The sequence below is a fragment of the Sediminibacterium sp. genome, assembly GCF_030695065.1.
Classification (GTDB): Bacteria; Bacteroidota; Bacteroidia; order Chitinophagales; family Chitinophagaceae; genus Sediminibacterium.
In genome coordinates this window covers 214,385-230,844 of sequence record NZ_JAUYTR010000005.1, presented here as the reverse complement: position 1 = coordinate 230,844, position 16,460 = coordinate 214,385, and the positions used below count along the sequence as shown (strand labels likewise).

Annotated in this window: 13 protein-coding genes; 8 read left to right on the top strand and 5 right to left on the bottom strand. The window is 37.4% G+C overall.

Going from position 1 to position 16,460, the window contains the following annotated elements; all coding sequences use genetic code 11:
- Positions 1-10 precede the first annotated feature (10 nt).
- Genes pheT through Q8S25_RS00975 form a run of 3 tightly spaced genes read right to left on the bottom strand, consistent with a single transcriptional unit; the run spans position 11 to position 4,061 of the window.
- Positions 11-2,425 (bottom strand): phenylalanine--tRNA ligase subunit beta, encoded by a 2,415-nt coding sequence (gene pheT, locus Q8S25_RS00985; protein WP_305533980.1) that lies wholly within the window; start codon positions 2,423-2,425, stop codon positions 11-13.
- 53 nt (positions 2,426-2,478) lie between these two features.
- Complete coding sequence (locus Q8S25_RS00980) at positions 2,479-3,732, bottom strand: NAD(P)/FAD-dependent oxidoreductase (protein ID WP_305533978.1); 1,254 nt, start codon at positions 3,730-3,732, stop codon at positions 2,479-2,481.
- Complete coding sequence (locus Q8S25_RS00975; RefSeq protein ID WP_305533976.1) at positions 3,729-4,061, bottom strand: phosphoribosylpyrophosphate synthetase; 333 nt, start codon at positions 4,059-4,061, stop codon at positions 3,729-3,731. The genes Q8S25_RS00980 and Q8S25_RS00975 overlap by 4 nt, the downstream gene beginning before the upstream one ends.
- Positions 4,062-4,439: 378 nt before the next feature.
- Here Q8S25_RS00975 and dnaB point away from each other — a divergent pair, with 378 nt between their 5' ends.
- Genes dnaB through Q8S25_RS00950 form a run of 5 tightly spaced genes read left to right on the top strand, consistent with a single transcriptional unit; the run spans position 4,440 to position 11,331 of the window.
- Positions 4,440-5,993, top strand: coding sequence for a replicative DNA helicase (gene dnaB, locus Q8S25_RS00970; protein WP_305533974.1), 1,554 nt, complete (start codon positions 4,440-4,442; stop codon positions 5,991-5,993).
- A 10-nt stretch (positions 5,994-6,003) separates the two neighbouring features.
- Positions 6,004-6,705, top strand: coding sequence for a 16S rRNA (uracil(1498)-N(3))-methyltransferase (locus Q8S25_RS00965; RefSeq protein ID WP_305533972.1), 702 nt, complete (start codon positions 6,004-6,006; stop codon positions 6,703-6,705).
- 27 nt (positions 6,706-6,732) lie between these two features.
- A complete protein-coding gene (locus Q8S25_RS00960; RefSeq protein ID WP_305533970.1) occupies positions 6,733-8,331 on the top strand; it encodes a murein L,D-transpeptidase in 1,599 nt (532 codons plus the stop codon).
- Between the two features lie 10 nt (positions 8,332-8,341).
- Positions 8,342-9,514, top strand: coding sequence for a hypothetical protein (locus tag Q8S25_RS00955; protein ID WP_305533968.1), 1,173 nt, complete (start codon positions 8,342-8,344; stop codon positions 9,512-9,514).
- Positions 9,515-9,534: 20 nt separating this feature from the next.
- On the top strand, positions 9,535-11,331 hold the full coding sequence (locus Q8S25_RS00950) for a DNA polymerase III subunit gamma/tau (protein WP_305533966.1): 1,797 nt from the start codon (positions 9,535-9,537) through the stop codon (positions 11,329-11,331).
- A gap of 24 nt (positions 11,332-11,355) precedes the next feature.
- Here the strand turns inward: Q8S25_RS00950 and Q8S25_RS00945 are convergent, their stop codons facing one another.
- Positions 11,356-11,802: a metal-dependent transcriptional regulator gene (locus Q8S25_RS00945; RefSeq protein WP_305533964.1), complete on the bottom strand. Its 447-nt coding sequence runs from the start codon at positions 11,800-11,802 to the stop codon at positions 11,356-11,358.
- A 74-nt stretch (positions 11,803-11,876) separates the two neighbouring features.
- Between Q8S25_RS00945 and Q8S25_RS00940 the strand changes: the two genes are divergently transcribed.
- From Q8S25_RS00940 to Q8S25_RS00930, 3 genes are read left to right on the top strand one after another with little or no spacing between them, the layout of a single operon-like run.
- Positions 11,877-13,970 (top strand): TonB-dependent siderophore receptor, encoded by a 2,094-nt coding sequence (locus Q8S25_RS00940; RefSeq protein ID WP_305533962.1) that lies wholly within the window; start codon positions 11,877-11,879, stop codon positions 13,968-13,970.
- 20 nt (positions 13,971-13,990) lie between these two features.
- Positions 13,991-14,200 (top strand): CDGSH iron-sulfur domain-containing protein, encoded by a 210-nt coding sequence (locus Q8S25_RS00935; protein WP_305533960.1) that lies wholly within the window; start codon positions 13,991-13,993, stop codon positions 14,198-14,200.
- Positions 14,200-14,559, top strand: a complete 360-nt coding sequence (locus tag Q8S25_RS00930) for a CoA-binding protein (RefSeq protein ID WP_305533958.1) — start codon at positions 14,200-14,202, stop codon at positions 14,557-14,559. The genes Q8S25_RS00935 and Q8S25_RS00930 overlap by 1 nt, the downstream gene beginning before the upstream one ends.
- Here the strand turns inward: Q8S25_RS00930 and Q8S25_RS00925 are convergent.
- Positions 14,556-16,406 (bottom strand): PQQ-binding-like beta-propeller repeat protein, encoded by a 1,851-nt coding sequence (locus tag Q8S25_RS00925; protein ID WP_305533956.1) that lies wholly within the window; start codon positions 16,404-16,406, stop codon positions 14,556-14,558. The two genes, Q8S25_RS00930 and Q8S25_RS00925, sit on opposite strands and share 4 nt — an antisense overlap.
- Between the last annotated feature and the right edge of the window lie 54 nt (positions 16,407-16,460).

Genomic DNA, 16,460 nt, shown 5'->3' with positions numbered 1-16,460 from the left:
AAATTAGACGTTATTTTCTGATTTCAGCATTAATTTCCTTTTCAAAACATTTGATCAATTTATTCATCATTGCATCAATTTCATGATCGGTCAATGTTTTGGTATCGTCTGAAAAAGTGAAATTAACAGCCATTGATTTTTTATCGGCACCGAGTTTATCACTTTCGAACACATCAAACAAATTCATCTGTTGAAGCTTGTTTATTTTAAGCCCTTGCACCGCTTTTTCAATTTGCTCAAATCGGGTTTGTTTGTTTACCACCAATGCTAAGTCTCGTTGTACAGCTGGAAACTTATTGACTTCTTTGTATACCACTTTTATTTTCTGTACCGCTTTTACCAAATTGGCAAATGGAAGATCAAGCATATAAACAGGCTGCTTTAAATCAAATTGATTCAATTTGTTTTTGCCTACCATTTGTAATGTACCCAGTAATTGCTTGTTCGCGTATATAACAACGGTGTCGGCTATTTCAGCTGATTCTTCCATGCAAATATGTTGTAGTCCACACCACTGTAAAACTGCAGTAGCTAGTCCTTTCATACTATAAAAATCTATAGGTGTTGTTTTGTTTCTCCAACCTTGTTCTGCACTATTGCCTGTTGCAAAAATGCAAAAATGTTCTTCTTCCTTAAAGCCTTCGCCGTCTACTAAATACGTTTTACCAAATTCAAATAATTGCAAATTGGTATTTCTTCTATTCACATTATAAGCAATAGTTTCTAATCCACTCTCTAACATAGATGGGCGCATTGCGTCTAATTCTGCGCTCAAATTATTCATCATTTTAACCACATTGCCCGAATGCGCTTCGTCAAAATATTTACTATTCGTAATTGAATTGGTTAATATTTCTGTGTACCCTTTACCAACTAAGAAATAAGCAATTTTTTCTTTTAAGTTTTCTTTGATGCCCAATTTTTCTACTGAAGGACTGATGCTGATCATCGTAGGAATTTCTACATTGTCTAACCCATCTATGCGTAAAATTTCTTCCACTAAATCGGCTGGAATACTGATGTCTGGCTTGCTGTAGGGTACTTCAACCATTAGCTCGTCTAATCCTTCTTTGGCTATTTCAAAACCCAATGAAGTTAAAATTCGCTTCACTTTATCGGCATGATAATTCTTACCACTTAACTTTTTGAGATAGTGATTTTTAATGGTTACCGTTGTTTTTGGTTTAGGGTTAGGGTAAACATCTATAAGGTCACAAGAAATGGTTCCGCCTGCAACTTCTTTTATAAGCAATGCAGCACGCTTTAGCACATTTGCTGTGTTTGAAATATCAATCCCCTTCTCAAAGCGAGTAGCAGCATCGGTTCTTAACCCATGGCGCATAGAAGTTTTGCGAATGGTAGTGGAATGAAAACAGGCACTTTCTAAAAAGATGGCGGTGGTTTCATTGTTTACGCCGCTCTTGCTTCCGCCGAAAACACCTGCAATACACATGCTTTCATTGGCATTGCAAATCATCAAATCTTCTGCGTGTAAACTTCTTTCTTTATCGTCTAGGGTAGTAAATTTTGTACCTGTTGCTACATTTTTTACGATGATTTCATTGCCAGTTACAGCCTTCAAATCGAAAGCGTGTAAGGGTTGCCCAGTTTCGTGTAAAATATAATTGGTGACGTCTACAATATTATTAATACTTCTTACGCCAATGGCTGTTAGCTTATTCACCAACCATTCAGGGGAAGGTGCAACGGTAACACCTGAAATAGTTACACCCGCATACCTTGGGCAATCATTGGTGTTTTCTACAGTTACTTTTATGGGTGCATCATTGTTATCGGCTTTGAATCCATTGGCATATGGTTGTTTAACGCGGGTTTCTTTTTGATGGTGCGTTAAGTAAGCAGCAACATCACGCGCAACCCCTAAATGACTCATGGCATCCATGCGATTAGGGGTAAGCCCAATTTCAAAAATATAGTCTGAATAAGGTTTAAAGTATGCTGCTGCAGGGGTTCCTGGCGTTAAGTGGTTGGGCAATACCAAAATGCCATCGTGGCTGTAACCCAATCCTAGTTCATCTTCTGCACAAATCATTCCCTGGCTTTCTTCGCCCCTGATCTTAGCGGCTTTCATGGTCATGGGTTCACCTGTCATTGGATAGATGGTTGCTCCCACCGTTGCCACAGCTACTTTTTGTTCTACTGCAACATTGGCTGCGCCACAAACTACTTTCAATGGTGCTTCTTTACCAATATTGATGGTGGTCAATTTTAGTTTATCAGCATTAGGGTGCTGCTCACAAGTCAATACCTCTCCTATTACCACGCCCGCTAATCCGCCCTTAATTTTTTCATATTGCGCTAAACTCTCTACTTCTAAACCAATAGACGTAAGGATTTTAGACAATTGAGCGGGTTCTATTGCATCCGGTAAATATTCACAAAGCCAATTGTAACTGATAGTCATAGTAAAGCAACGATGGTTAAAAATGCGAATTTAAGGTATTCGGCGTAAGTGGTTTATTTCTGTTTCAATATCAATCTAAGCGATGTGTCTTTAGTAAAATAGGCCCAAACCCAATTAATAAAAATGATGAGTTTGTTTCTTACGCTTAGAATAAGCATCAAGTGTAAGAACATCCAAACTAACCAGGCAAAATATCCTTTGAAATGGTAAAAGGGTAAATCTACTACTGCTTTGTTCCGACCAATGGTGGCCATAGATCCGAGGTCTGTATACTCAAATTCTTTTTGAGTAGTATTATTCGCTTGACGTTTCAGATTTTTTGCCAAGTTCTTCGCTTGATTAATTGCTACATTGGCTAATTGCGGATGTCCCTTTGGGTACTTGGGAGTCTCCATTAAAGCAATATCTCCAATTGCATAAATAGTTAGACAACCTTCAACTAAGTTGGTTCTGTTAACTGCAATTCTGTTTCCTTGTTTTTTAGCATTGCTGTCAAGTCCGTTTACAGCATTGCCTATCACCCCTGCCGCCCAAATAACGGTCTTAGATTTTAAGCTATTCCCATTGCTTAATTCAATAGTGTTGCCATCATAATTTTTGACAAAAGTTTCCGACATTATATGCACGCCCATTTCTTCTAAATATTTCCTAGAAGTGCTTTTGGCTAAGTCACTCATACTATTTAAAGTATCCTTACTGCCTTCTATTAAATTGATATTGAATTGGGTAAAATTGATTCCCGGATAATCTTTGGGTAAAATATTTTTCTTGATTTCTGCAAAAGCCCCGGCCAATTCTACTCCTGTGGGTCCTGCACCTACAATGGTTAAATTCAATAAAGCTTCTTTGTCGTTTTCTTCCGCTGAAATAATGTCTTCGAATGTTTGTAGAATATGATTCCGGATGGCAATGGCATCGTTGGTGGTTTTTAATGTAAAACTGTTTTGCTTAATTACTTCATTTCCAAAAAAATTAGTGGTACAACCAACCGCAATTACCAAAACATCATAATTGAATGATCCTATTGATGTGTCAATTTTATTTTCAAAAGCATTAACTGAAAGTAGTTCTGCTAACCGAATCTGGAGGTTTTTTTTGTACTTAAAAATATTTCTTAGCGGAAACGAAATACTTGCTGGTTCTAGCTGTGATGCAGCAACCTGATAAAAAAGTGGTTGAAATTGATGATGATTAATTTTATCAATCAATAAAATATCAAATAATTGTTCATCTAGGTTTTTAATCAATTGTACACCAGCAAAACCACCGCCTATTACAATGATTTTTTGTTTTGTATTTATTTTCAAAATAAATCTTTTGTGTGGTCCGTAAGTTTTTCTACAACTTTAGAAGTATTTGCATCTGCATATATACCATAGGCATTTATTAGTGTTCCTTTTAAGTTATACTTCATAGCAGAAATGGCAAATACAATCATTTCATCTGCAGGGTCGGTATCTCCTTCAAAGCGATAGGTTTCTACAATTTCAAATTCATCAGGAGATAGCTGGGTCATTGTACTTTTACATATTAAACAATCAGATTCTTCATGAATGTTGAAGTCATGCGAAAAGCCTCGTTTTGCTAGGTCATTTAAAGCTTCGCTAACGGTATCGTAATGGTGCTGCTGTTTCATGGTTGGATATTTTGGTAAGATTTGAATCTCTATTAAAGTTAGACTAAGTTTTGGCCAACTACTTTTATACTTAATTCATTCCCTTGAGACCAGCCCTATTTTTTCGAATTTTCTTTGTTAACCAGATAATGTTAATTTCTCCAAATAATAGAGGAAAACTTTTGCAAATGGGGGATAAGCTTAGTACTTTGTGTGAATAGGCGGGTAATTACTGTGGATAAGCGGGGAATTAGCTGTGGAATAAATAGAGCCCAAAAAAATTTCCAGTACCAATTCCATACCATTATATTCGCTCCCCCTTACTCAGCTGTTAACAATTCGGTAACACAGGTTGTGAGGAATCATTCGGCGTTTTTAAAAGATTAAGCAAAATTGAGCATGGAGATTACAAGTTTAAATAAAGACAGAAAAAGAAGGAAACCAGCAATAGATTTGAGCACCATGGTGTATGGAAAAGTGCCTCCTCAAGCAAAGGAATTGGAGGAAGCAATTTTGGGTGCGTTAATGTTAGAGAAAAGTGCTTTTGATACCGTTTCGGAAATTATTAAGCCAGAGTGTTTTTATGTAGATGCGCACCAATATATTTTCTTGGCTATGCAAAGCCTACAACAAAAATCAATACCAATTGATATTTTGACTGTAGTGGAAGAATTAAAAATGCAGGAAAAATTAGATTTGATTGGAGGGCCATATTTTGTTACTAAGCTTACCAACTCCGTAGTTTCTACTGCCAATATAGATGCACATGCTCGTATAGTTTTGCAAAAGTTTATTCAGCGTGAGTTGATTAAAATTAGTGGTGAAATTATTGGAGATGCTTACGAAGAGGGTACCGATGTTTTTGATTTATTGGATGAATCAGAAACCAAGATGTTCAATATCACCAACAATTATTTAAAGAAAAACTTTGAAGACATTGGTGGGGTTTTAATTGAAGCCATTACGCGTATTGATGAACTGAGAACCAAAACAGATGAAATTTCTGGGGTGCCTAGTGGATTTGCTTCACTAGATAGAGTTACGTATGGTTGGCAGTCTACCGATTTAATTATTTTAGCGGCACGTCCTTCTGTGGGTAAAACCGCTTTTGCCCTGAACCTCGCTCGTAATGCGGCTTTGCATCCAACTAAACCTATTGGAGTGGGCTTCTTCTCTCTTGAAATGAGTGCTGCTCAATTGGTGCAGCGTATTTTAAGTGCGGAGAGTGAAATTAAAATGGAAAAAATTAGTCGTGGAAAATTAGAAGACTACGAATACCAACAATTGCACAGCAAGGGGATTAAAAAATTAGAAAATGCTCCTTTGTATATTGACGATACTGCAGCACTGAATATTTTTGAATTCCGTGCGAAAGCCCGTAGAATGGTGAACAAGCACAATGTGGGTATCATCATAATTGACTATCTGCAATTAATGAGTGGTAGCAACGATAGAGGAGGTAACCGCGAACAAGAAATCAGTAATATCTCTCGTAACTTAAAATCTTTAGCTAAAGAATTGAAAGTTCCCATCATTGCACTGAGCCAGTTAAGCCGTGCGGTGGAAACCAGAAAGGAAAGTAAAATGCCTCAATTGAGTGACTTGAGAGAATCAGGTGCTATTGAGCAAGATGCCGATATGGTGATGTTTATTTATCGTCCGGAATACTATGAAAATATGACCAACGAAATGGGTGAAGCAAATAATGGCGAAACCCATATTCGTATTGCCAAGCATAGAAATGGTTCTTTAGAAACCATTAAGTTGCGTGCAAGATTAGACATTCAAAAATTCGAAGACATGGATGCGGAAATGGGGCCAAGTAATTGGAAAGCTGTAACGCCATCATCTGCTTCTCAAGGAAATGGGGAAACTGCTTTCTTTATACAAAAAGGAAGTAAAATGAACCAAGGTCAGTTTGATGAAGGCATAGACAACGATCAACCTTTCTAGCAAATACCCTATGTCAATTCCATTTTTTTACGAAGCTCAGTTAACTGCAACGCCCGGTTTATTTACGCTTTCAGCAGAGTCGAGTAAACATTGCAGTATGGTCTTGCGCATGAAAGAAAGTGAATTTATTGCTTTAACCAACGGACTTGGTTTAAACTGTATGGCACAAATAGTTGCTGCAGATAAAAAAAAGACCGTTGTGCAGTTGTCTTCATTTGAACAAAAGCCTTCACCCAAAACCCAAAACAGCATTGCTATTTCTTTTGTAAAAAACGCTGCTCGAATGGAATGGTTCTTAGAGAAAGCCACCGAAATTGGCATCAATGCTTTTTATCCATTAATTACTGAAAGAACAGAAAGAACCCACTTTAAAAAAGAGCGTTGGGAACATATCTTGGTTTCGGCCATGTTGCAGAGTCAACAAAGTTTCAAGCCTGTTTTACATGACCCTATAGCATTTAAAACCTTAATTCAGCAACCTTTGAATGGTCAATTACTTTTGGCACATTGCGAACAGGGAGAAAAGAAAACGATACAGTCAATTGGAAGTTCTGTAAATAATTTGTTGTTGATTGGTCCTGAGGGCGATTTTACCCCCAGCGAAATTGAAATGGCTGCTAAAGCGGGGGCTACCATGATTAGCTTAGGAAACACTCGCCTTAGAACCGAAACTGCTGGAATTGCAGCGGCAGTGCTTTTACAGCATAGATAATCCTACTACAATTTGTACCTTAGCAGCATGCGTAATCAGTTGGTATGTTTTTTGGGCTTTTTGGTTTTTCTTTCTTTTGCTTGTAATTCGGGTTCGGCAAAGAAAAAAGTAGTAAGAGATAGTACTATTACCATTGCTACATCTTATAATCCTCTTTTTTTAGATAGTGTTTCTTTGGTTCAATTTATTTCATCAAATAGTTGGGTGAAAGAATTTGAGCAGCAGTTTGTTGACTTTTATACCGATCGAAATTTTGAATATGCATGGTTTGATTCTACTGGCTTATCTGAACAAGCGCATCATTTTTATAATTTGCAAAACGATCATATAACAAGGTTATCCGATAGCAGTCTTTTTAATAAACAATTTCAACAATTGTATACAGTTTATGCAAATAAGCCAGCGAATGCAATTAAAGAAAACAAAGATGTATTAAATACTGAGCTGCTCTTTACTGCACAGTTTTTTAAATATGCGGCCAAGGTTTACAAAGGGGCAAATATTAATCTAGCAGATTTAGGTTGGTATATCCCAAGGAAAAAAGTAAATCTTCACGCGCTTCTAGATTCTGTTATTGAAAAGAAGTCTAACACGCCCATCAACTATGCGCCAATTAGTTTACAATATCCTAGAATGGAGCAATGGTTGTACCGTTTATTAGATATGCAAAAAAAGGAAGTGCTTGATTCTTTGCCAAATATTAAAAAATCTTTGAGAAGCGGAGACAGTTCTGAGTTAATTGGACGCATTAAAAAGCGGTTGATTTTTTTACAAGGGGATCAACTAAGTAATAATAATATTTATGATACCACTATGGTATTGGCTATTAAAAAATTTCAGGAACGGCATGGGATTGATGTAGATGGGGTTATTGGAAATAAAGTAATAGCCGATTTAAATATTCCCCTAGGAAAACGAGTAGAACAGTTGCTGATTAATATGGAAAGGGCAAGATGGATGCCTCCGCAACAAGACAGTACATTTGTTTTAGTAAATATTCCAGAATTTAGACTGCGCGTTTTTGAGCAGGGTAAAGTTGCTTTGCAAATGAATGTGATTGTGGGATCTTCTGCAAACAACACAGTCATTTTTAACGGCAATTTGCAATACATTGTTTTCAGTCCTTATTGGAATGTTCCGGAAAGTATTGTACGTAATGAAATACTACCCGCTATACGAAGAAACCCTAGTTATATTGCCAAGCACAATATGGAAATTACCCAATACAGTGGAGGGCTCCCACAGATTCGTCAAAAGCCGGGTGCCAATAATGCATTGGGTAGAGTAAAGTTTTTGTTCCCGAATAACTTCAGTATTTATTTGCACGATACGCCCAACCGGAATTTATTTACACAAACCAATAGAGGATTGAGTCATGGCTGTATTCGTATAGCAGAACCTAAAAAGTTTGCTGAGTTTTTATTGCGTGATCAACCTAAATACACCAGCGCTGCCATTGATAGCTTGATGTATTTAGAGAAAGAGAAATGGGTTACTTTAAAAAAGAAATTACCGGTTTTTCTTGTTTATTTTACTGCATGGGTAGATCAATCGGGCGAGTTGCATTTTAGAAGAGATATTTATCAGCACGATCAAAAAATGGCGCAAAAATTATTTCAAAACTAAAGAGAAGGATATGCAAATAGTAGAAGTAAACGATGCAGAACTGATTAAGGATTTTTTAGCAGTAAATGCAATCATGAATGCAGGTAATCCTTGTTATATCCGTGCTTTAGACAATGAAGTAAATGAAGTGTTTGATCATACTAAGAATAAAAATTTTAAATGGGGGCAAGCCAAACGTTGGGTTGCTTATGCAGAAAGCGGAGAGTTGGTTGGCAGAATTGCTGCTTTTACCAACGACAAATACATTAACAAGGGAACGGAATATAAAACAGGCGGAGTTGGATTTTTTGATTGCATCAACGACCAAGCTACTGCTAATTTATTGTTTGATACTGCCAAAGCGTGGTTGATTGAAAGTGGAATAGAAGCCATGGATGGTCCTATCAATTTTGGGGATCGCGATAAATGGTGGGGTTTAATGGTAGAAGGGTTTGATAAGGAGCCAATGTATGGAATGTCTTTTAATCCAACTTATTATGAAGGGCTGTTTGAAGGCTATGGATTTAAAAACTACTACAATCAGTATTATTATTACATGAATGTAGACGATCCATTGCCAGAGAAATTTCCAGAACGGTACGCAAAATTTAATGCAAAGCCCGATTATTCAGCCAAGCATGTAAAGCTGAGTGAATTAAATAAATATGCAGGGGATTTTGCAATTGTTTACAATGCAGCATGGGCACAACATGGGGAGGCCAAAGAAATTACCAAAGAACAGGTAATGAAGCTTTTTAATAAAATGAAGCCCATTATGGATGAGCGAGTGGTTTGGTTTGCTTATTATAAAGAAGAGCCCATTGCTATGTTCATTAATATTCCCGACCTAAACCAATATTTCAAATATTTTAATGGGCAGTTTGGACTCTACCAAAAATTGCAGTTGTTGTGGATGAAATGGAGGGGGACCAATAAGCGTTTAACTGGGTTGGCTTTTGGGGTAGTGCCTAAATACCAGGCTTTGGGGGTAGATAGTTATTTGATTTATGCAGCTGGTTTGCATTTGCAGGGCAAGGGCTGGTATGAGCAATACGAAATGGGCTGGGCAGGAGATTGGAACCCTAAAATGGTGAATATTTACAAAAGCTTAGGTGGAACGCAGAGTAGAAGAATGGTTACTTTCCGTTATATATTCACTGAAAAATATCCTTTTGAAAGGCATCCCGAGATGGATTATAAATAAGTTATATTGCAGCAATTTCTATGGATAATTTTATAGTATCAGCACGTAAGTATCGTCCCCAAAACTTTAATACAGTAGTGGGGCAGCAACATATTACCACTACACTAAAGAATGCCATTCGCAATAACCAATTGGCGCATGCATTTTTATTTTGCGGACCAAGAGGAGTAGGTAAAACTACTTGTGCTCGTATCTTGGCTAAAACCATTAACTGTACCAATCAAACAGCAGAGGGCGAAGCTTGTAATACTTGTAATAGTTGTGTTTCATTCGATGCAGGTACTTCTATGAATATTCATGAGTTGGATGCGGCCAGCAATAACTCGGTGGATGATATTCGTGCTTTAGTAGAACAAGTTCGTTTTGCACCGCAAGCTGGAAAATACAAAGTATATATAGTAGATGAGGTTCATATGCTCAGTTCAAGTGCATTCAATGCATTTTTGAAAACATTGGAAGAGCCACCACCTTATGCCATTTTTATTTTAGCAACAACAGAGAAACATAAAATATTGCCAACTATTTTAAGTAGGTGTCAAATTTTTGATTTCAAAAGAATTACCAATAACGATACGGTTGAACATTTACAAGAAATTGTAGACAAGGAACAGATTAATGCAGAGAAAGCAGCCTTACAAGTAATTGCTCAAAAGAGTGAAGGCTGTATGCGAGATTCGCTGAGTATTTTAGATAAGATTGTCAGCTTTACCAATGGAACGGTTACTTATCAAAATACGCTGGAGCATTTAAATATTTTAGATGAAGATTATTTTTTCCAATTACTAGAGTGCATGCAAAAACAGGATATGGCAGGAGCTATGTTGCTGTTTGATCAAATTAACCGAAAAGGATTTGAAGGTGATTTGGTACTGAATGGATTTGCAGAATTTATTCGCAATCTATTGGTATGCAAAGACCCTAAGTCGGCTGCATTATTAGAAGTGGTAGAAGGCATGCAACAGAAGTATCTGCAAGTTGCACAGCAAACTACATTAAGCTATTTGGTAAGTGCATTGAATATATTAAACGATACCGAAGTCAATTATAAAATGGCGCGCAACAAGCGCTTGCACGTAGAGCTCTCACTCATTAAACTGAGCTTTTTGCAACAAGCTATTGAACTCTCCAGTGATAAAGGAGCAGTAGTTAAAAAAAAACGAATTGACGGTCCCATCGCTTTTAAAACAAAAATGATTCAACCGCTGGCACCACCAGCTCCGCCTGCTGCAAAAAATACCGTAACTGGTGCAATAAGTAATACAACTGGTGCGAAATTATTTGTGAAAGAAACGCTGGACAATTCAGTACCAGCACAAATAAAATCGCCAGCAGCTGCCCCAACTGGCACTATTAAAACTGGACCTAAGAAATCTTTGTTAGAAGCACTCAAAGAAAAAGCGGGAAGTAATTATCAAATAGAAGAAGTAAAAGAAGCCATGCCATTAACCCAGGAAAGCCTTCGTGCTTTTTGGGATGCTTATATTGTTCAACTAGAACAACAGCTAAAACATTCTGCGGTTGGAACATTTAGAATTGCCAGCTTAGAAATAGAAAGTGATATTCATTTCACCGTTCGCGTTTCGGCAGTTACTGCGCAAAAATTTATTGAGAGTGAAAAAATGGTATTGTTAGATCAATTGCAAACACAGTTCAATAATAGGGCAATTAATTTTACCATCTTAGTAGAAGAAGGGGAAAAGGAAGACGTGCCCTTGCATATGCGATTAAACAGCAAGCAAAAATTTGAACGCATTGCCGAACAGTATCCATTAGTAAGAGAGCTTCGAGATAAACTTCGGTTAGAAATAGACTATTAATACTGAACAATGAATTTCATTTGGCTATGCTTTTTTTGTCGCAGGCCATTCTCCTTTTGCATTGGGAATAGGGTCGCCATGTGGATCTGTAGACGGATAGTTTAAGAATTGATCCAATTTGTCAATCAATTTTTTACTTTGAATATGTTCTAATTGTTCTGCTACTTCATGCACTTCGTCCCAGTTAAATGCTAATTTCTCGTGTAAAAAAGTTTCCCATAATCGGTGCTTTCTTACAATCTCAATAGCTCTTTTTTTACCCTCTTTAGTTAAAGAAGACTTACCATATCGCTCATATTGAATGAGTTTTTTGTCTTTCAATTTCTTCAGCATATCGTTGGCTGATGCAGGTTTAATGCCCAGGTGATTGGCAATTTCATTGGTGCCTGCTTCTGCTTTATCGTCTAGTTCAATAGTCAACTTAAAAATCCCTTTTAGGTAATTCTCCTCTGTGTAAGAAAGTACTTGCATGCCCTAAAAATAAGTGAAAATGCAAATAAAATTTGTTAGGCTAGTCTAACATTTATACTTTTACCTCCAGAAAGATGAAATTTTCAGCAATCATATTGGCTTTTTCATTGGTTTTGGGCAATAGCATCAAGGCTTTTTCTCAACTACCTGCAGATACATCTCGCTTGCTCAAGCCCATGCAAGCTGAGTTGGCTGAAGTAGTGGTGACTGGTACGCTGAAAGAAGTTAAAAGAGTAGAAAGCCCTGTTCCGGTTGAAGTGTATTCTGCTGCTTTTTTAAAGAAGAATCCGGCATTCCATATTTTTGAAGGGTTGCTTCATGTGAATGGCGTTAGACCACAAAGCAATTGCAATATTTGTAATACAGGCGAAATCCGAATCAATGGACTGCCGGGTGCTTATACCATGGTGTTAATAGATGGTATGCCCATCGTAAGTAGTTTATCTACTGTATATGGTTTATCGGGTATACCAGCCTCCATGGTAGAAAGAATTGAAATTGTAAAAGGACCTGCTTCTACCTTGTATGGAAGTGAAGCCATTGGTGGATTAATTAATGTGATCACTAAGAAAACAGGAACTGCCCCTCATCTTGCTGCAGATATGATGGCAACCACTTGGGGTGAACTCAATACCGATTTAGGTTTTACTAGCCAAGTGGGGAGCAAAGCCACTGTATTAACAGGCATTAATTATTTTAATTACAGCAATCCCATCGATAACAATAAAGATGGATTTACCGATTTGACTTTGCAAAACAGGGTGTCTATTTTTCAAAAATGGTCTATACAACAAAAGCAAAACAGAACGCTAAATTTGGCTGCCCGATATTTTTACGAAGATCGTTGGGGTGGAGAAATGAATTGGAACAAGGGTTTTAGGGGAACAGACGCGGTGTATGGAGAAAGCATCTATACCAATCGTGTTGAACTATTAGGCAATTATCAATTACCCATTACCGAAAAAATAAGCCTTGCTTTTTCGCTGAACCACCATCACCAAAACAGCATGTATGGGAATACTTCTTATATAGGTAAACAACAAGTAGGCTTTGCACAAATGGTATGGGATAAAACAATTAGCAAACACGATTTCTTATTGGGTGCTGCAATGCGTTATACTTATTACAACGATAATACGCCTGCAACAGGATCAACCGATCGCTCAAAAATGGGAACCCAGCCACAACGCGTTATTTTACCGGGTATTTTTGCCCAAGATGAAATTAGTTTTAACGAGCAACACAAATTGTTGGTAGGGCTTCGTTACGATTACAATTCGGTGCATGGAAATATTTTTACTCCAAGGATTGCATATAAATACACCATCAATAATCAACAGTTCTTACGACTCAATATGGGAACTGGATTCAGAGTAGTTAATTTATTTACCGAAGACCATGCTGCACTATCTGGTGCAAGAAAAGTAACATTAACTGAACAGCTAAAACCGGAGCAATCATTTAATATTAATTTGAATTATATCCATAAAATATATGGAAAGGGAACTGCAGCTACAACCCTTGATTTTACAGCGTTCTACACGTATTTCAATAATAGAATTGTAGGTGATTTTGAAACCGATCCCAATCAAATTATCTATTCCAATTTAAATGGGCATGCCATTAGTAAAGGGGTATCTGCCAATGCAGATATTGCATTAAACAATGGCATTAAATTAAATATTGGTGCAACTTATATGGATGTGGCATTACACAACAATGGATTGAAAGAACAACAAATTTTAACAGAGCGTTTTTCTGGTACTTGGTCTTTGTCTTATCGCATTCCTTCTATTCATTTAGACATCGATTATACCGGCAATGTTTACAGCCCTATGCGCTTGCCTTTGTTAGGACCACTCGATCCACGGCAGCCTTACTCCCCTTGGTATAGCTTACAAAATTTGCAGTTTACTTTTCATTATTGGCATGGGATTGAACTATATGGAGGCGTAAAAAATTTGTTGAATTTTCTACCAACAAAACATAGTCCATTTTTAATTGCAAGGGCCAATGATCCATTTGATAAAAATGTGCAGTTTCAGCCCAATGGACAGGTTCGTGCAACTGCAGACAATCCGTATGCGCTCAGCTTTGATCCTACTTATATGTTTGCACCCAATCAGGGTATTCGAGGTTTTTTAGGAATACGTTATACCATCAAATAAAGCATTCGTATCTTCATTGCATGGAACAAGAACAACCAATTGTAAAAGACGGCGTAGATATTTTAATTAAGCCATTGGGCCCCATTGTAATAACTTCTAAATCTTATATTCATAAGCCAGATGGTACGGTGGATGTAAAAGAAAAAGTATCCCTTTGTGGATGTGGATTATCTAAGAACAAACCTTATTGCGATGCATCGCACAAGACTTTGATTAAGGAGAACGAATAATGAAAAAAACAGTAGTTCTAGGTGCTTCTGAAAACCCAGCCAGGTATAGTTTTGAAGCAGTTACTCGCCTGAAAAAATTTGGGCATGAAGTAGTAGCAGTGGGAAGGAAAGCCGCGGTGGTTGCAGGGGTTCAAATAGAAACAGCACCACCTGTAGTTAATGCAGTTGACACCGTTACTTTATACTTAAACCCAACTGCTCAAAAAGCGTATTACGATTATATTCTTTCCTTGCATCCGAAGCGAATTATTTTTAATCCCGGTACAGAAAATGATGAATTGGAAGAACTTGCCAAAACCAATGGTATAGCCACAATAGAAGCATGCACACTAGTGATGTTGAATACGGGGCAGTATTAATATTTTAGGTCGAGTAATATTATTTTACCATCCATGGTGGCTGCCACCAATTCATTCGCATTGCTTGCATTAATTGTGTTCACCATAGAGTTATCAATTCTATAGCGCCATAATTTTTCACGCGTGTAAGGGTCTACACAATACACAATGCCATTCTTGGTGCCAAAATAGACTTTACCATTTTTTTCTATGGGCATATTGGGTACATGCTCATATCCAAAGCCAAAATCTTTTTTCCAAGCAAGCGTTTGGGCATTTCTTCCTGTAGGAAAAACGGCAAACCCATCTGACATGGTTTTGCAATACAGCCATTTACCATCAGCAGAAATACCAATTGATTCTCGTACACTTACTTCCTTGGTTCTCCATAAAGTAGTACCATTGTTTAAATCGATGGCAGTTAAAAAACGATCTGGTGCAACAATGTATACAATATCATCTTGCACTACTGGTATACAAGAAGCGGGTGCAAAATTGCGTACCATTGAACCATTGTTCCATTTCCATGAAAGGCTTCCTGTATAAGCATCTAATGCATACAAGTGCCTATCCCAAGAACCAAAAATAATTTTACCATTGCTGAAAACTGGCGTACTTACCACTGGTCCATCCAACTCACCAAAACTCCAACGCTGTTTACCCGTGGCAAGGTCGATGCACCTGAAATGATGATCACTTCCACCTATATAAACCTTGTTGTCATGAATTAACGGAGAACCCAATACCGCAGCATCTGCTTTGAATTGCCAGATTAATTTTCCGTTGTTTACATTCAAACAATAAATGCTGCCATCTCCAGATGCCACCACCACTTTATTTTGTACAATGGCAGGGCTAGAATAAATAGCGCCCTTGGTTTTATAAGACCATTTCTTTTTTCCATCTGTTTTTGAAATGCCATCAATGCTTCCTAAGCTATTTCCAAAAATGACTAAGTTAGAACTAACAGCGGGTGTTGAAATAACATTCGCATCGGAAGCATATACCCAACGTGCTTTAACCGAAGGAAAGCTATCGTTCATGGAATAATCAGGACGATAAAATTGTTTATTGTGGCTATAATCTTTCTTGGCTAAGTCAATTCCTGTCCAAGCTTTTTTGGTTTCAATGCCAGGTGTACGTTCTGCAAAAATCATAGAGTCTAATCGTACATCTACTAAATTGTATCCGCCAAAAGCCGCTTTGGCTCTGAGATTAGACCTGCCTACTACTGCAGGTAATTCCTCATAATCCAATCTTCTATTGGTATGCCAATGTCCATTTAATACGGCTAAAGTGCGGTGATTTTTTAAACGGTCTACTGCTTCATACCAATTGTCTAAATCTTTATCTAATGGATAATGATTTAAAAAAACAACCGGTTGAGAAGGGTTCAATTTTTTTAATTCAAGGTCTAACCAATTCACTGCATCACGCGGTATATGACCATCACTCATTCTTACATAAGGCCCCGAAGCACAACCTATAAATTGAATACCATTAAAATTAAAACTGAATTTATCGTATCCAAAAATTTTACCAAAACTAACTCCACCACTTTCACTCCAACCCGTATCATGATTACCAGCAATGATATAATAGGGTACTTTTAATTCAGCTAAAATTTCTTTGGCCAATTTTATTTCTGCATCCGTTCCTAATTCGGTAATGTCTCCAGTGAGCACTACAAAAGCAATATCATTCATGCTATTAATATCTGCCACTGTTCTGCGTAAATCTTCTTCAGCACTTCCGTTTGGAGAACCAATATGAGTGTCTGAGATAAACGCAAAGCGAAAAGGTTTCCACTGTGCATTTGCTTGCACCATTGCTATCAATAAAATAAATAACAGCCACCGTTTTTTCATGGGCGAAAGTTAGGTATAAACACGAACAATTATACCAGCTCAATTGCTCATTTT

What these genes read in the sequence shown, in the direction of transcription:
- pheT (WP_305533980.1), bottom strand. Translation starts at nt 2,425, where the DNA reads ATGACTATCAGTTACAATTGGCTTTGTGAATATTTACCGGATGCAATA.
- Q8S25_RS00960 (WP_305533970.1), top strand. Translation starts at nt 6,733, where the DNA reads ATGCGTAATCAGTTGGTATGTTTTTTGGGCTTTTTGGTTTTTCTTTCT.
- Q8S25_RS00955 (WP_305533968.1), top strand. Translation starts at nt 8,342, where the DNA reads ATGCAAATAGTAGAAGTAAACGATGCAGAACTGATTAAGGATTTTTTA.
- dnaB (WP_305533974.1), top strand. Translation starts at nt 4,440, where the DNA reads ATGGAGATTACAAGTTTAAATAAAGACAGAAAAAGAAGGAAACCAGCA.
- Q8S25_RS00950 (WP_305533966.1), top strand. Translation starts at nt 9,535, where the DNA reads ATGGATAATTTTATAGTATCAGCACGTAAGTATCGTCCCCAAAACTTT.
- Q8S25_RS00965 (WP_305533972.1), top strand. Translation starts at nt 6,004, where the DNA reads ATGTCAATTCCATTTTTTTACGAAGCTCAGTTAACTGCAACGCCCGGT.
- Q8S25_RS00930 (WP_305533958.1), top strand. Translation starts at nt 14,200, where the DNA reads ATGAAAAAAACAGTAGTTCTAGGTGCTTCTGAAAACCCAGCCAGGTAT.
- Q8S25_RS00975 (WP_305533976.1), bottom strand. Translation starts at nt 4,061, where the DNA reads ATGAAACAGCAGCACCATTACGATACCGTTAGCGAAGCTTTAAATGAC.
- Q8S25_RS00945 (WP_305533964.1), bottom strand. Translation starts at nt 11,802, where the DNA reads ATGCAAGTACTTTCTTACACAGAGGAGAATTACCTAAAAGGGATTTTT.
- Q8S25_RS00925 (WP_305533956.1), bottom strand. Translation starts at nt 16,406, where the DNA reads ATGAAAAAACGGTGGCTGTTATTTATTTTATTGATAGCAATGGTGCAA.
- Q8S25_RS00940 (WP_305533962.1), top strand. Translation starts at nt 11,877, where the DNA reads ATGAAATTTTCAGCAATCATATTGGCTTTTTCATTGGTTTTGGGCAAT.
- Q8S25_RS00935 (WP_305533960.1), top strand. Translation starts at nt 13,991, where the DNA reads ATGGAACAAGAACAACCAATTGTAAAAGACGGCGTAGATATTTTAATT.